This window comes from Flavobacterium movens (assembly GCF_039581425.1).
GTDB classification, from domain to species: Bacteria; Bacteroidota; Bacteroidia; order Flavobacteriales; family Flavobacteriaceae; genus Flavobacterium; species Flavobacterium luteolum.
In genome coordinates this window covers 83,614-100,894 of sequence record NZ_JBCPXY010000009.1, presented here as the reverse complement: position 1 = coordinate 100,894, position 17,281 = coordinate 83,614, and the positions used below count along the sequence as shown (strand labels likewise).

7 protein-coding genes are annotated in these 17,281 nt (G+C 36.3%); all 7 read right to left on the bottom strand.

The window, feature by feature from the left end; all coding sequences use genetic code 11:
• Positions 1-87 precede the first annotated feature (87 nt).
• The 7 genes from AAYQ05_RS16425 to AAYQ05_RS16395 all read right to left on the bottom strand — a co-directional run bounded on the left by AAYQ05_RS16425 (position 88) and on the right by AAYQ05_RS16395 (position 17,238).
• Positions 88-3,687, bottom strand: coding sequence for a heparin lyase I family protein (locus AAYQ05_RS16425; protein ID WP_343544482.1), 3,600 nt, complete (start codon positions 3,685-3,687; stop codon positions 88-90).
• Between the two features lie 500 nt (positions 3,688-4,187).
• A complete protein-coding gene (locus tag AAYQ05_RS16420) occupies positions 4,188-4,979 on the bottom strand; it encodes a gluconate 5-dehydrogenase (RefSeq protein WP_343544481.1) in 792 nt (263 codons plus the stop codon).
• Between the two features lie 32 nt (positions 4,980-5,011).
• Positions 5,012-6,160, bottom strand: coding sequence for a BT3233 family polysaccharide utilization protein (locus AAYQ05_RS16415; RefSeq protein WP_343544480.1), 1,149 nt, complete (start codon positions 6,158-6,160; stop codon positions 5,012-5,014).
• A 187-nt stretch (positions 6,161-6,347) separates the two neighbouring features.
• Complete coding sequence (locus AAYQ05_RS16410) at positions 6,348-10,388, bottom strand: hybrid sensor histidine kinase/response regulator transcription factor (RefSeq protein WP_343544479.1); 4,041 nt, start codon at positions 10,386-10,388, stop codon at positions 6,348-6,350.
• Positions 10,389-10,464: 76 nt separating this feature from the next.
• Entirely contained in the window at positions 10,465-13,143 is a 2,679-nt protein-coding gene (locus tag AAYQ05_RS16405; RefSeq protein ID WP_343544478.1) for a DUF4962 domain-containing protein, read from the bottom strand.
• Positions 13,144-13,151: 8 nt separating this feature from the next.
• A complete protein-coding gene (locus AAYQ05_RS16400) occupies positions 13,152-15,821 on the bottom strand; it encodes a DUF4962 domain-containing protein (protein ID WP_343544477.1) in 2,670 nt (889 codons plus the stop codon).
• Between the two features lie 37 nt (positions 15,822-15,858).
• Positions 15,859-17,238 (bottom strand): sulfatase family protein, encoded by a 1,380-nt coding sequence (locus AAYQ05_RS16395; protein ID WP_343544476.1) that lies wholly within the window; start codon positions 17,236-17,238, stop codon positions 15,859-15,861.
• Between the last annotated feature and the right edge of the window lie 43 nt (positions 17,239-17,281).

The following is a 17,281-nucleotide window of genomic DNA, read 5'->3' as shown; positions in this document are numbered from 1 at the left end:
GTTAATAAATAGGAACTGCCCCTGATAGCTAAACACTATTTCGGGGCAGTTTTTTTATGAGATGGATTTTTGCAAATAAGAATTACATTATTGTTTTATAAGTTTAATGGTTTTTGTATTTGTTCCACTGCATATTTCGGCAAGATATATTCCTGCACTAAAGTTATTTTTTAATATTATAGCCGACGTGTAATTTGATTTGACAGTATCTATTTTTCTTCCCAATATATCGAACACATTAATATAAATAGCCTGTGTTTCATCACCTCCAATGATGTTTATCTGAAATTCAGTTTTTGTTGGATTTGGCGATGCATTAACTATAAAATCATCTATTTGATATTCTGAAATTTTTGTTGCAGTATTTTTTAAAGACAAAGTAGCCTCGCATGAGCCTAGATGACAGCCATGTGCTAAATGTGCTGACACAGCGTTGGCAGAAATGCAAAGACTTTTATTGTTCGTATGGCATATTAGTACTTTTTTTGCACCACAGCTAATATCGATTACTTTTATTTGTTTTGTTATGGTAATATAGCAGCCTTTCGAATCAGTAATAGTTAGGCTGTAATCGTGAACTCCCGGTGTTGACGGATTAATAGAAATAGCATCTGTTATAGCTCCGTTACTCCACAAATAAGTAAAAGGTGCTGTTCCATTTGTAGGCGTTGCGTTCAATGTTAAAGAAGAGGGGCCATATCCTAAGTAAATAGTATTAGCATCTCCTCCCGGATTTACAGCATATACATCTGGAATGAGAGCCGCAATCGGATTATTGATGGTTACTGTTGAGGTATTGGTACTGTTATTTCCTGCGTTATCAGTAACGATCCATGTTATAACGGATGTCCCTACGTTAAAATTTCCACTTGCATCTAATCCATTTCCGTTTCTTGTAGTTGCACCTGTAATTGTATAAGTAACGGTATCAATTGCACAATTATCGGTAGCAGTTGCTAAAGGTATATTGTAATTTCCGCTTGATTCATAACAAAGAACAACAGAAGCAACTGAGTTTACAGTTGGTATTTGTGCATCAGTAACCGTTACTGTTTGGGAAGTTGTCGCGGTATTGCCATTTTCATCGGTAGCCGTCCATATTACAGTTGTTGTACCATGAGGAAATACTGTCGGTGCATTATTGATAATACTTGCTACAGCACAATTATCGGTAACTATTGGTTGAGTTAATATAAATGCTACTCCACACTGATTTTCGTCATTTGAGAGCGTTATAGGAGCGGGTATTGCAAAAACAGGCTTTTCTGTATCATTAATTGTAATAGTGAAAGAAGTCGAACTATTATTGCATCCATCGGTTGCTGTCCACGTTACAGTTGTAATTCCTTTATTAAAAACTTTATTGGCTAATGTAGTATTACCAGTAGCAGAGGTTGCTCCAGTAAGCAAATAGCTGTAAGCAACGTTACTGCAGTTGTTTAAAGCGGTGATGTCAAATTCATTGGCTTGTGCTGTATAGGTAGGTAAACCGGTATTAGTGTTAGTGATAATATTTGACATTTCAGGCAGATAAAGTACTGGTTTAACTTGACCGTTGAATGAAAAGTCATCAATACCCACTAAAGAAGTTCCAGAGATTCTGTTTGATCCGTACCAATATAAACGCAATGTAATCGGGGTTTTGATATTGGTCAGGGGGCTTAGGTCATAAGTAAGCAAGGTTGCGGCTGTTCCAGTAAAACTTTGAGGTGCCGTAATATCACTTGTAAAACCGTCTATGCTGGATCTTATAACGTATGTGCTTGGATCAGAAGCGTTTCCTTTTCTAGCCGTAAATTGAAGATTAGAAAAATCTATTTTGTAGCCATTTTTAGGTTGAAGTTTGAACTCAAAATACTGATCTGGATTAAATGAAGTAGCAGGATCTGAAGTATTTGTTTTGCTGGTCCAGCCATTTAGTAAAACACGACCACTAATTACGCCTGCTGTATTGAGGCCACCGCTAGTGCCGTAATAAAAATTTGGTGCCGTATTTCCGTCACTGATTATATTAGGATTTGTGGTGTTTCCTGCTGTAATAGGCACAATAAATTCAACATTATTTCCAGTAAATGTGTTTCCCCAGATTTGTACAGGTGCACTAGTATTATTCAGCTCAAAAATTTTGATGTCATCATGATAAATAATACGTGTCATAACATTAGGAGGATCAGATGTAATAGACTGTCCGGGACGATACAAGCCCCATTTCAAATATCCAGAAGGATTAGCTTCAGGAACATCCTGATTGAAAGTTTTAAAATTGCTCACTTGCCATGCCAATGTATAATCATTTTGTCCAGGTAACCTATAATAAACCTTATAGTAACCAGTATTATCAGTTGTCATTTTTGCATCAATCCTAAAATCAATCCATTGATTGATGTAAGGACGAAAATCGTCTATGATAGAGGGTTCAATATTGTCGTTAGGTATACGGAAGGTAATGCTATTGCGTTTTGCGCTTAAATACCATGCAGGATTTTCTCCGCCACTTTGTTTGCCTTGGAAAATAATGTCTCCATTTTGAGCCATTCCCGCAGTATAAGATTCCCAATCTTTCAGCAATAGACTCACTTCAAAACGGCGTTCATCTCCCGGATAATATTTCCCGTCTGTAGGCATTTGAGCTGTGGCTGCCTCGCTTCGCCAATGGTTATCAGAAAAATATCCCGAATCTCCAATGGTCACACGGTGGGCTATAGCATAATTGCCAGTACGACCAGGACTTACCAAGTATTCCGCATCACTAGCAGTGGCATGTGTTGTAGTTAAGTTTGAAATTCCAGAGTTTGCTGTACCACTTTCATAGTCAACAGTAACAAGGGTACCAGTAATTGTTGCAGGTGGTGTGGGTGGTGTTGCAATTAAAGAGTTAGAATAAACGATATCATCCATATACATTACAGGTGCTGATGATCCTGCTCCCACATTTAGCAGATTCATACTGTTAATATTAGAGCCTTGCGGAAGAAAACCAGTTCCAGGATCTGCATTGGTAAGTACTTTAATATTGTCGATCCAGATGTCAAAAGTTCCTGCGGCAAGGGTATGAGTAGTTAAGTTAGACGCACTTCCGCTTGTATAGGAAGTTTCAGCATTGCTGTTGTTCATAAAAAATTTTAGAGCATAAACCTGACTTTTATTTATTGTAACCTGCGAAAGCCCTGCTGTTGTATAGTTTGGACTTGTCGTAGACGAAAGCCAATCGAGGCTTACAGCAGTGGGAGTAGGAGACAGTCTTAAAGCAGCAAATGTTTGCGGTAAACTTATTCCGCTACCGTTGGTAAAATTGCTGCCATTGCCAAAATAGATTAAGAATCTGCCATTAGTTCCTGATGTAATGTTGATCTTGCATTCAAATGCTGCAATGGCTGTAGCTGTAAAAGGCCCCAAGCCAAATTTTGCACCCGATACGGTTGTACCACCATTCATTTTAAGTTCGGCTCCCGAACCTCCTGCCAAATTAGAAGAAGTGAGTTCAACAAAACCTTCAGTAGTAGACGAAGCTCTTACACTAGCAGTACCTCCGCCAGCCGTTGGTGAAGGCAAATAAGTTGAACTATAAGCAGTAGATGCGTATGGCATCGAGGCGGTAATGCCAAAGTTGTATTCCCAATTGGAATTTTGTGCCTTACTTTCTAATAAAGAAAATACACAAAGTAAAACAAGTAAACTTTTTTTCATAATTAATTGGTTTTGGTTGAGTTAGTAAATAAGCTTTTCTTTGGGTCGCATTTAATAGCCAAAGAGATTTTGTGGTTTTGGATGACTAAGTTAAATGTGGGAATGAAAATGATATTTCAAATTCGGATATAAATGTTTTGAATTTGTGTAAATATTCAATTTTATCAAATTTGATAGATGATGTTTTATAGATATGGAGGCTCCAATAGAATTTTTAATCTCCTTGGGTTTATATCAAAAAAAAACACTATCTGAGCGCTATTAAGAATATTTACGGCATCGCATATTTTGATTTTATGGATGTTTTTGAAGTTGTAACCAGTTACAATTAAGAAGAATGTAAAAAGTTTGATTTTTATAAAATCAAGTGTTTACCGATTAAGGAAGACCATTTTTAGAAAAGGTATTTTTTATTTCTGATTAGTCAATTGAATTTTAAGCGATAAAATAAAACTGGTACATCGATTTTCAATAAACCAATGCACCAGCTGTATAAAATATTATTCGTTTGAAGGTTTTCCAATTGTAGCTAGAATTCCGCCATCAACGTAAACCACGTGTCCGTTTACAAAATCACTGGCTTTTGAGCTTAAAAATATTGCCGCTCCTTGCAAATCTTCAGGATCTCCCCAACGTCCTGCAGGAGTTCTTCCCATGATAAACTCGTTAAAAGGGTGACCATTTACTCGAATTGGTGCTGTCTGACTTGTCGCAAAATAACCAGGACCAATTCCGTTAGTCTGGATGTTGAATTTAGCCCATTCTGTCGCCATGTTTTTGGTTAACATTTTCAAACCTCCTTTTGCCGATGCGTACGCACTTACAGAATCTCTTCCCAGTTCGCTCATCATAGAACACATATTAATGATTTTTCCGCCACCGCGGTTAATCATTCCTTTTACAACATTCTTAGAAATAATAAAAGGACCCGTTAAATCTACTTTTATAACCGCTTCAAAATCGGCAACTTCCATTTCGATAATCGGAGTTCTTTTAATAATTCCGGCATTATTGATCAAAATATCGATAGGCCCAACTTCAGCTTCAATTTTGCTGATTGCTGCTATTACGGCATTTTCGTCGGTTACATCAAATAAATAGCCATACGCCTCAATTCCTTCTGCTTTATATTCTGCAATTGCGCTGTCTATAGCCTCTTGCGAAGAATGATCGTTTACCACAATTTTTGCGCCTGCATGTCCAAGACCTTTCGCCATTGCCATTCCTAATCCGTGAACTCCTCCTGTAATTAGCGCTGTTTTCCCTGTTAAATCAAATAAGTTAATTGACATTTTTTTTGTTTTTTGGTTAATAGTATTCTTAATTATTTTTTTGTTTTTGATGCTTCTTTCACATTTACAATCAAAGGATTTTGAAGTCCCTGATTGAAATGATCCAAATAATCCTGCCATTGTTTAGAATTGGTTATTTGCCCCGCTTTGTCCCAAGCAGCCCCAGAATAATAAACAATAGGTTCGTTATTTCTTACCGAAGTTAGGGCTAGCAGCTGTTCTTTATCTACCCACATTTTTTGGGCAGGAGTGCTCAATATTGCACCGACAGCTGTAGTTCCTTCTTTTTCAAAAGTGGGTTCCCAATAACTCATAATTCCCTGTTGTTCATTTAAGCCAATTATGCCTTGCTTATCACGTCTTATAACCCCAACCACAACAGGCAAAGGGTTTTTATCGTCGAAAGTATAGTTGCTTTCAATTTTATTAAGCTGTGAACCAGCATCTATAGAAATGGTTTTTGTAGCCTTCACTTTAATTCCGCCAGCATTCCAGCTGTCATAAATCAGTTGAAAAGTCGTGCGAAGCGGACCACTATCCAATATTTTCCATTGATGATAATTTCCAGAATAGCGAATAGTATCTTTTACAAAAGGAGCCATGTTTCCTGCGCCCAAAGTATAGCCAACATGATAGTAATCAAGTCCGTCACCGTGATCGATATGATAATCATTGCGTTTATAACGATCATTTAGAACCAGTTTAGAAGTATTTTTTACCCAAACATCAAAACCGTAAGCATCGCCTTCTGTTTTTTCCAGAGCTTTTCCGTAAGCACGAAAAGCGATTTTATCATTTTCCCAAGCAAAATCGTCCAATCTTTCAGGGACAAATCGAGCAAAAGTTTTAGAAGCGAATTTTTCTGGTTTTCCCTTTTGAATGAAAAGCTGCAGCGAACTTTTTGCTTTAAGATCTATTTGAACCAATACATTCTGAATCGCAGATTGTCCTTTGTGCTCTAATTGAAATGGAATTTGCTTTTTTGCTTTAGGGTCAATGATTAAAAAATCGGCAGTATCAATCTGCGGATAAGAGAGAAGAATGTCTTTCCATTTTATGGCTGTCACCGTTTCTTTTCTGTCTAGAGCAGAATGGTTTGTAATGGTAATGCTAGCCTTGTTTTGAGCAATTAATGCAGAAGGTAAAGCACAAAACAGTAAGATAAAGTGTGAAAATTTCATGAGATTTGTTTTGAATATTTTTTGAATGAATAGGCTCAGTTAAGGCATAGATTGGGCTGTCCGACTAATAAAAGTTCTTTTTCGGACGAAATTTTTAGAGTTTTAAAAAATTAGCTTAAACCATTTTTAGGTTCGTAGAATCAATTGATGAAATGTTTGCATTAAGGTATCGTTGTGTTGTTGTAAGTTATTCTTTTGTGTTTTCTAATCGGGCTAAATATTCGCTTGGCATACAACCGTAATGTTGTTTAAAAGCGGTTGAGAAATAAGATGGCGAATTAAAACCGCACATGTAGGTTATTTGAGCAATTGTATATCGCTTGCTCTGCATTAATTCTACAGCTTTTTTAAAACGGATTCGTTTAATAAAATCCATTGCCGATTCGCCCGTGATTGCTTTTAATTTGATATAAAGATTCGAACGGCTCATTCCGATTTCACGGCTGAAATGATCTACTGTAAATTCAGAATCTGCCAAATGATCTTCGACAATTCTAATGGCTTCTTTTAAAAATTCTTCATCTAAAGTATTGAATGCGATATTCTCTGGAACCATTTCTTTTCCAACTGAATAGTATTCCTTTAATCGTTTACGAGAACGCAATAGATTAGTGATTTTTGCAGCCAATAGTGGCGTCGAAAATGGTTTTGTAATATAATCATCAGCTCCCATTTCAAGGCCTTTTATTTGTTGGCTGGTTTCATTTCGTGCCGTTAAGAGCATCAGCGGAATGTGCGACGTATTAATGTTCTGTTTTACACGTTTACAAAAATGCAAACCATCCAGTTCAGGCATCATTACATCGCTGATAATTAAATCAAAAGGATTAATTTCTAATAAATCTAATGCCATTTGACCATTGTATGCAACCGTTACATCGTAGGTTTTGCTAAAATAATCCTGCAGATAATCTAGTATTTCTTTGTTGTCGTCTACAATTAGTAATTTCACTGGCTGATTGCTGTCTATTACTTCATTTTCTTCTTCTATTTCATTTTCATTATCCAATTCATTATCGGTAACAATAGACAAATCGTATAATGATTCTTCTATCTGCTGATCGTTTTTATAAACCTGATCCAAGATCGGAATGGCAACTGTAAAAGTACTTCCTTGCTCTTCGGCACTTTCGGCACTAATTTCGCCATGATGCAATTCGACCAAACGTTTTGTAAAAGCCAAACCAACACCAGAGCCCAAATTCATTTCGCGGTTGTTTACTTGATAAAAACGATCAAAGACTTTAGATAAATTCTCCGCACTAATTCCGACTCCCGTGTCAGCGACTTTTATTTGTACCGTATCGTTTTTCTTCAATAATTCAACATGAATACTTTGTCCTTCTTTGGTATATTTAAAAGCATTAGACAAGAGATTGAACAAAATTTTCTCCATCGCATCTTTATCAAAAAGAAATACAAGCTGTGTTTCGGCTGAATGAAAAGTATAATGAATGTTGTTTTTTTCTGAAAGCGGTTTAAACGATTCGAAAATTTCCTGCGTAAAACGAACAATATCGCTTTTGCCCACTTTTAACGGACGCGTTCCCATTTCTGTTTTTCTAAACTCAAACAGCTGATCGACCAAATTGTAAAGACGTTTGGCATTAATGAACATTAATTCATGTTTCTTTTTGGTGATTTTGTCTGCAAACGGCATTTTTAATAGTTCTTCTAAAGGCGCTAGAATCAACGTTAAAGGAGTTCTGAGTTCATGTGATACATTAGTAAAGAAATCCATTTTTATTTGATTGATATAACTCACTCTTTCCTTCTCAATTCTTTCCAGTTTTAACTGCTGCTCGGCTTGAATTCTTTCCTTAATGATCTTAAAACCGATATAAACTGCTGTACCAATAATAGCAAGCAACAACAAAGAAAACCATATCGTTTTGTACCAAGGCGGAAGTATTACAATTTGCAAACTTCTAACAGCGCTCATTTCGCCATTTGGACCAACAGCTTTTATCTGAAAATTATATTTTCCTGCAGATAAATTGCTGTAGCTTACCTTCAATTGGTCTGTTCTTTGCCAGTCTTTATCAATGCCTTCCAGTTTGTAGAAATAGTAAGTTCTGTTGGAAGAAATGTAATTGAACGTATTAAAAAAGATGCTAAATTGTTTGTATTCTGAACCAATTTCGAGCTCTTTAACCTGATCAATATGCTGTTCCAAAATATCGGTTTCATCTTCTACTGCAACGGTTTTATTTAAAACTTCTAAAGCGGTAAAGTTTAATTTTAAAGGCAGCGGTTTTTGTTTGATCATAGTAGGATAGAAGTACGAAATGCCTTTTATGCCACCAAAAAGGAGCATACCATCTTGTGCTTTACAAAACGAATATTCGTTAAACTGCTTGTTTTGCAGACCGTCACTTTCGTCAAAATTTTCGATCGAGCGGTTGTCAGGGTTAAATTTGATTAAACCATGGTTGGTAGAAATCCATAAATTATTATCATTATCTGGTACAATGCCATAGATGGTTTCTTCAAAAAAGTCTTTTCTAGCTTTAAAGCTTATAAAAGATTCCTGATTTTCATCAAATAGACGTAAACCTTCTCTGGTGCCAATCCAAATTCGATGTTTTTGATCTTCAGTTATACAATTGATAATATCATCGCTTAATTTTCCATGGCCAACATTTCCAAATAAAAAGGAATCAGGATAAAATAACGTAACTCCGTTTGTAGTTCCGATCCAAATGCGATGTTTACTGTCTTCAAATAAAAAAGTAACGGCATCTGATGCCAAGCGTTTTCCTGCTTTGTCAAGATGAATGTGGGTAAAAGTCTTATTTTCAGGATGAAATTGATCTAAACCAGTTCTTGTGCCTACCCAAATACGACCTTTAGAATCTTTAAGCAGTGCGTATACTAAATCTCCTGCAATGCTGTTCGGATTTTTTTCATCGTGAAGAAATCGTTGTGCTGTTCCTGATTTTGGATTTAGAAGATTCATTCCGCCATTATGAGTGCCAATAAGCACATTACCATTATCATCAAAAGCAATGGCTTTAATATTATTAGAACTTATGCTGTTAGGATTGTTTTCATTATTCGAAAAATAACGGATTGTACCAGCATTTTTGTTCCAACAATTTATTCCTTTGTCATTGGTTCCAATCCAGAAATTGCCTTTAGAATCTTGTTTGATCACTCCGATTACTTCGTCGTTTAAAGACGGTTTAGCTGAGTTTTGGCTTAAGATATTAAATTTTATATCGTTTTTATGATAGTAATTGATGCCGCCATAGTATGTCCCTAGCCAGATTCCGTTTTGTTTGTCTTTCAAGAAACAGCGCACCGAATTTTGAGCAATCGTATAAGGCTGTGAAATTTGATGATAATAATTTGTAAAAGAATTGGCAGCTTGATTATAAATAGATAGACCTCTAAAAGTGCCAAACCAGATGTTACCTTCTGTATCTTTACCCACACAGCGAATATTATTATCAGCAATACTGTTCGATGATGAGTTGTGTATAAGGTTGGAAGTCTGGCGGTTTTGACCATTATAAAGAATTACTCCATAACCTTCTGTTCCAATCCATAAGTTCTTATTATCTATAAAAACATTATTGATGTAGGGTTTGTTTATTCCTAGATTTAGTTTTTTTATTTGATGTGTTTTTGAGTTTAATTGAAAAAGCCCTACATCTGTACCAATAATAAGCTGTTGCTGCCAAAAACCGATATAAGCGATCTCCTTTATTTCGTGAGAAGATGCTTTGAATTTAATATTTGTAAATTTTCCATCTTTAGGAGAAAGAACAAAAATTTCTCCTGTAATTGATGCTGCCCAAATTCGATTTTCATTGTCTTCTGTAATAGATGAAATATACCATTCGCCTAAACTTTTTGGAAACTGGTAATTTGTAAAGTTATCAGTATCATAGTTATAAACACTTAAACCTTGATTGCCACCTATCCATAATCGCCCTTTGTGGTCTGTAAACAAACTTCGAATGAAATACGATTGCAGACTATTTTTAGTATTTTTTACTGGGCGATACACTTTAAAACCTTTACTATCATAACGATTTAATCCGTCTTGAGTTCCAATCCAGATAAAACCCAAAGTATCCTGCTGAATGGCAAAAACAGAACTTTGCGACAAGCCTTTATCAACCGAAATGGTTCGGAAATAGCGATCTTGCACTTGGGCATAACTTTTCGCACTGAAAAGAGTTATGTAGAAGAACGTAAAAAGGACAATCGTTTTCTTCATAAAGGTTTGAATTATAATTTGTTATTTGTTTTTACTGAATGTTTAAATTTAAATAAAAAGAAAACACTTTTTATTCTTAATTTTTATCATATTTAGCGACATCTGGCAATTCGTCTATCGCTTCTTGTCTGATTACTTTAGCATGATCAATTTCAAGCAATAAAGAACTTCCATCGATGTTTGGCATGTATTTTTTTCCTTCAAATTGAATTGGCAGATTTCCGTAGCTAAACATTGATTTTACTGCGTTTCCTGAAACTTGCAATGCCGCAGGTTTTTCTCCGTTTAATTGCGCTTTTATATTCCAGTCTCCAACTTGTAAAGCTGTAAATCCATCTTTGTTGGATAGTGTTTTAATGGCTTCTGTTATGCCATCTCTAATTTGGATGATGGTTAAGAATCTAAATTTTTGTTTTGGCTGAGAAGTGATTCCCGCGTGCCATTGATCTTTAAAATCTTTAATTTGTCCTTCATCATTGGTCACTTTATTCCAGTTTACAGCAGCTTCGAAAAACTGATTGTGTACCGCCATTTTTAAAGGACTTTCAGCATAAACATTCGCCGTAACACTTCCTGAATCGGTTTTAACTGCAAATTGCTGCTGATTTGAGTTTTCGGAATTCTGACCTTCAATTGCGTAATAAGGGCAATGAAACTGTGTTGTCCATTTTACTGGAGTTTTGGCTTCCAGTTCATCATATAAAACAATATATCCGCCTTCTAATTGCAGCATATGTCTTCTGTATAAGGTTACTCCAGATTCTCCGTAACCGTTTTCTTTGCTCGGAACTACTTTGATTTGTTCAAATCTATTCAGCCAAAATTCACTTTTAATTTCGCCATACGCATTGCTTGCATCTCCTAAAGCGTACTGAATGCGCTTTCCAGCAATCGCTCTCGGAATCCATCCGTAACCTTCTTCACCAATTTTTTGATTTAAACTGTCTGCTAAAATGGTATTATAAGCTTTTGTTGATCGATAATCGAGAAGATTGTGTTTGTCGCTGAAATTGCTGTAATAACCTGTTCCTCCAAAGATTACTTTTCCTTTATAATTGATGGTAAAGGCGTTTTGCGAAGCATGCCCATGTCCAGAAGAACCAAACGGACTGCTGAATAAATAACTGCTTAGCGTTTTATCGGCATTAGCTAAATCTTCGTGCATCGCGACAACACCGACATCTCCAAATTTGCGTGTTTTTGGTAAAACAAAAGGCGAGGAAGCAGGCAAATTTCGATTTGGTTTATAATTTAAAAGTCGAAAAAGAAGATAATCGTCTGTACCATGATAATACGATGGATATTCTCTTTTTATTCCATCAACATACCAATTTAAATACGGATTGTCAATTTTATAAGTAAGCGCATCTGCAAACCAAGCTTCGCCTTTTGTAATGCAGGGAATATTCTCCCACATATCGCCAATCGCAGTGCTTGCCGATTTATTGGGATGTGTATAAAGCATATAGTAAGGCAGATTCTGCATCCAAGGCAGTTTGAAATAATCGACTCCGCTAAAATCGCCAAACATTTGAGAGAGATAAATAATCGACTTAAAGTTAACTCTAAAATAGCCGTTTCCTTCATGCCAGCCGCCATCTGTTGTGCCTAAAACCGGGAAACGCGCCGACCAGACTTCATACAAATACGTAAGCCATTCTTTTGCTTCAGGCACATCATTTATAACCGCAACTGTTGCAATAGCAAGATTTCGCATGGTAATTTGCCAAACGTGATTGTCGCTAACGTGCAATTCAAAACGATTAGGCAAATGATCGTAAACTCTTTTGGCTCTAAGTTTAATAATGTTTTTAAAAAGTTCTTTTTCTTGAGGTGATAAGAATTCATAACCTGCATCATAAAACCATCCTAAAGCTTCAAGTACGGCACCGCCTGTAAAGTCATCGCCTGTTGCTAGTCCGTCAGGATTCATGTGGGCAATGTTTATTGCTCTACGTTTGGCATCCAAAATAAAACGCTCGTCTTTAGTAAGCTGATAGGCAATGCATAAATTGCGAACAGGAGTTCCAACAGCATCTCCAAAACCGTGATACATTCGCTCAATAATGATCTTTTTCTCTAAAGGATTTTTGCCTGTTGTATCAATGACGCGTTGTGGTTTCTCAGTTGGAAGAGGAGCAAGCATTAATTTTTCCGCGAAAGCGATAAACTTTTTCGCCTCAGGATTATCAAGATTGTTTTTATAAAAATCATCGCCAATAGTACGCATATTCCACAAAACTGGATGTGCTCCCTCATTTCGTTTTAAAACTTCGGTTACTGGCGGAGAAACTTTTTCGTTTGCATATTTGGCATCAATTACAAAATCGTAAGTTGGTGACCATGTCCATTGATTGCTGCTTTTTAGGGCATAAGCATATTTCCAGTACCATTTTCCAGCTTTTAATGCTTGATGCAGAGGATAAACGGCCCAACGCTGTTCTGCGCTGGCAATTACATTTTTGGTAAAGTTTTTATCGCTGGCAAGCATCACTTTATATCGTACGTTGCCAATATTTGGATCTTCGGGAATCGCACTGCCGCTTTCCATTGGTTTCACCATTTCTTTACCGTTAGTTCCAGGCCAAAGCAGAGCAGGAGCATTTGTTGGAACCGTTACACCGTTTACAGGATATGGCCACTCGCGTACTCTCGAATGTAATTTTTCGGCGGTCAGTTTTATCTCTGCAGGTTGCTGAGCAGATACTTTACCACTTATAATTAGTAAGATCGAAAAACTTATTCTTTTTATCATGGTAATCATTAATTGGTTTTAGAATCATATTTTGCTACATCTGGTAATTCATCGATTACTTCTTGCAGCATTGGTTTGTTATTGATTGTTTCAACAAGCATTGAGCTTCCGCCGGTTTGGTGCTGATATGTTTTTTTCCCTAGTTTAATAAAGGAAGTACCATAATTAAAGGCTGAGTTTAATTTTTCATTTTTAATATTCAGCATTGGCGCTTCATCACTATTTAATTGTGCAGATAATTCCCAGTTGCCAAAATTCAGCTGAATGCTTCCATTTTCTAATGATACTGGTTTTATAGTATCTGAAGCTTTACCATCGATTTTAATGACGGTTAAAAAACGCATTTTTTTACTTGGCGTTGAAGTTATTCCTGCATGCCATTGATTTTTGTATTCAAAAACTTTTCCGTCTGGACCAGTTACTTTATTCCAGTTTACGGCAGCTTCGGTAAACTTATCGTGTACTTGCATTTTAAGTTCATTGTTAGCAAAAACACTCGTATTAACTAAGCCTACATCTGTTTTTACGGTAAAATTCTGCTGTTTATTATTGGTTGTTCCTTTTGATTCGATTGTGTAATAAGGTACTTGAAATTGGGTAGTCCATTTTACTGGGTTTTCAGCTTCGAGTTCGTCGTAAATTACCACATAACCATCTTCTAACTGTAGATAATGTCTGCGATAAAGTTTAATATTTCGTTCTCCATATCCATTTTTTTCATTTGGTACGACATTAATTTTTTGAAAACGATCTAGCCAAAATTCATTTGTAATAGGACCATAAGCTTTTGTGGCATCACCAAGCACATATTGAATGTGTTTTCCCGTAATAAAACGCGGCGTCCAGCCATAGCCGTCTTCACCAATTTTTTGTCCTAAACTATCTGCCAAAATAGTCGAATATGCTCTTGAAGTGCGATAATCTAAAAGGTTGTGACGATCACTAAAATTACTGTAATAGCCAGTACCTCCAAATATTGTTTTGCCTTTATAATTAATAGTAAACGCATTTTGTGAAGCATGACCGTGTCCAGAAGAGCCTATAGGGCAGCTAAAGAAGTAACTGCTTAAATTTTTTGATGAATCTGATAGATTTTCATGCATAGCAGCTATACCCACATCTTTAAACCAACGTGATTTTGGAAGTTCAGCAAATGACGATTCAGACAGATTTCGTTCCGATTTATAGTTTATTAATCGATAAAGCAATAAATCATCTGTTCCTGTAAAATAGCTACGATAATCCTTTTTAATTGTTGCTACATAAGTATTAAGAAAAGGGTTGTTTATTCTATACGTAAGAGCGTCAGCAAAGGAAGCATCTGTCTTAGAAATATTAGGTTCTTTTTCCCACATGTCACCCATAGCCATGCATGATGCCGCCGATGGATGTGTATAGAGCAGGAAGTATGGAAGGTTTTGCATCCAAGGTAGCTGAAAATAATCTACACCGCTCAAATCGCCTAATAATTGTGATAAATAAATAAATGATCTAAAGTTTACTTTAAAATAACCACTTCCCTCATGCCATCCTCCATCATTATTGCTTAAAATAGGGAATCGAGCAGACCAGACTTCATAAATATAAGTCAGCCATTTATTGGCTTGAGGCACTTCGTCGACGGTTGCTACGGCGCCTATTGCCAGATTTCGTAATGTAATCTGCCAGATGTGGTTGTCGTTTATATTGATTTCGAAGCGGTTTGGAAGATGACGGTAAATTCGCTCACCGCGTAATTTGATAACAGATTTTAAAAATGTTTTTTCGTCTGAATTTAGAAATTCAAAACCAGCATCGTAAAACCATGCAACAGCTTCTAATATTGCTCCTCCAGTAAAATCATCGCGAGTAGCTAATCCATCTGGATTCATGTTGGCAATATTGAGTGCTCTACGTTTAGCGTCCAAAATGAATCTTTTGTCTTTAGTGAGCTGGTAGGCAATGCAAAGATTGCGTACAGGATTGCCTACCATATCTCCAAAACCATGATACATGGCCTCAATATTGATTTTTTTCTGAAGTTCCGATTTACCAGTTGTATCAATGTAGCGTCTTGGTTTTTCCTCGGGAAGTGGCTCAAGCATTAATTTTTCTGCGTAAGCGATAAATTTTTTAGCTTCAGGATTAGATAGGTTTTTCAAGTAAAATTCATTGCCTATTTTATTCATATTCCAAAGCCTTGGATGCTGTCCATTTACTCGCTGTAAAACAGTACTGGCTGATGGTGAAACGGGATTGTTTGCAGTTTCAGGATTAATGATAAAATCGTAAGAAGGCGACCAAATCCAGTTTTGTGCGCTTTTTTCACGATAAGCATATTTCCAATACCATTTTCCAGGTTTCAAAGGCTGATGTAGTGGATACATTGCCCATTCTTGCTCTTCACTGCTGATTAAATTTTGTTTAAAATCTGGATCAGAGGCCAGCATTACTTTGTAAACCACATAATGAATTTTTGGATCGATCGTAAAATCGTCTCCAATATCTCCTTGCAGCATAATTTTTTTCTTACCATTTGTTCCCGGCCATAGCAACGCCGGAGCGTTTGTATTGATATTTACTCCATTAGCAGGATAGGGCCATTCTCTAAATCTGCCATGCAGTGTTTCGGCTGTTAATTTAATTGTCGCTGGCTGTTGGCTATATATTTGAAATGTGACTACAAAAAGTAATAACATAAATGTTTTTTTATGCAACATAATTTTGTTTTTGGTTTTACAATCCAGATTGAAAAGTATCTCCGTTTTCTTTACACCATTGTTTTAAATAACGGCGCATTTCATTCAGCTGTTTTTTATAGGCTGAATTAACAGCTAGATTTGTAATTTCTCCTGGATCTGTGGTTAGATTGAATAGTTGTTCTTTTAAATCGCCTTTATTATAAACGATATATTTAAAATCTTTAGAAATGACAGCGCGTCCGCTAATTCCTAAAAGTTCTTCATTATCGGCAAAATCGGTTTCAATAACCAATGTGTCGCGTAGGTTTTGCGCTGGATTGGCTATTTTTTTGCTAAGATCGATTCCTTTTAAATAATTGGGTTTTTGTACTCCAGTAAATCCGCAGATAGTTGGAATAATATCAATTCCGTTACAAACCAGCATTTCATCAGTTCGTGGTGACCATTGGCCTATTTTCGAAATGATAAAAGGTATTTTTGCTGATTCTTCGTATAATATTTGTTTTTGATTCCAGCTGTGGCCCGCGTAACCGTCACCATGATCAGCTGTAAAAACGATGATGGTATTTTTCTCGATATTGTATTTTTTTAAAGAAGCGAGAACCATTTCGATATAAACATCTACTTTTTCTACCAAACGGTTATAAGCCCATCGGTATTGGCGCCATTGATCTTCTGTCCAGTTTACACTTGGATATGTGCCTGGATTTACTTTTTGCTGTTCGCGCACAATTTTAGGCTCATGATCTGGAATTTTCCAGTTAAGTGGCAAGGGCGGACATTGTGCTGGGGGTGGAGCTTTTTCCAGAACATCCATTTTTAGATCTTCGTGGCGTGCCCACTCACAAATGTCATGCGGATTTAAAAAAGAAGCGACAAGTAAAAATGGTTTGTCTTTGTTCTCTTTGATGAAGCGTGCACAAAATGAAGGGGTTGCGGCATCATTATAATCTTGAAAGTTTGTGTTTTCAATGTATTCGAAACCATGCTGACTTTTCTTTGCAGTTGGTACAGGCAAATGCCATTTTCCTACATAACCTGTTTTATATCCTCCATTTTGGAAAATTTTTCCCATCATAAGCAAATCTTCAGGCCATTGTCCATCTTTCTCTGGAGCATTTCCGATAAAACCATTTTCAAAGGGCATTTTTCCACTCATAATTGAACTGCGCGATGGAGAACACAAAGGCTGAGCACAATATGCTCTAGTAAAACGCACACCATTTTGTGCCAATTTATCCATTGCTGGTGTATATAAGTCTTTATTTCCTGCAATACTCATGGCATCAGCAGTCTGCTGATCGGTCATTATAATTAGAATATTTGGACGATCACTGGTTTGAGCTATACTGGCAAATGGAAAAGCGATCAAACCTGCTATAAATAGCAGAAATATTGTTTTTTTAAATATCATTATGATCAGATTAGTTTAATAGGTATTTTTATTTGTTTGATTG

Bases quoted from the DNA above. Each gene is read 5' to 3' on its own strand.
- AAYQ05_RS16425 (WP_343544482.1), bottom strand. From the start codon at position 3,687: ATGAAAAAAAGTTTACTTGTTTTACTTTGTGTATTTTCTTTATTAGAA.
- AAYQ05_RS16420 (WP_343544481.1), bottom strand. From the start codon at position 4,979: ATGTCAATTAACTTATTTGATTTAACAGGGAAAACAGCGCTAATTACA.
- AAYQ05_RS16415 (WP_343544480.1), bottom strand. From the start codon at position 6,160: ATGAAATTTTCACACTTTATCTTACTGTTTTGTGCTTTACCTTCTGCA.
- AAYQ05_RS16410 (WP_343544479.1), bottom strand. From the start codon at position 10,388: ATGAAGAAAACGATTGTCCTTTTTACGTTCTTCTACATAACTCTTTTC.
- AAYQ05_RS16405 (WP_343544478.1), bottom strand. From the start codon at position 13,143: ATGATAAAAAGAATAAGTTTTTCGATCTTACTAATTATAAGTGGTAAA.
- AAYQ05_RS16400 (WP_343544477.1), bottom strand. From the start codon at position 15,821: ATGTTATTACTTTTTGTAGTCACATTTCAAATATATAGCCAACAGCCA.
- AAYQ05_RS16395 (WP_343544476.1), bottom strand. From the start codon at position 17,238: ATGATATTTAAAAAAACAATATTTCTGCTATTTATAGCAGGTTTGATC.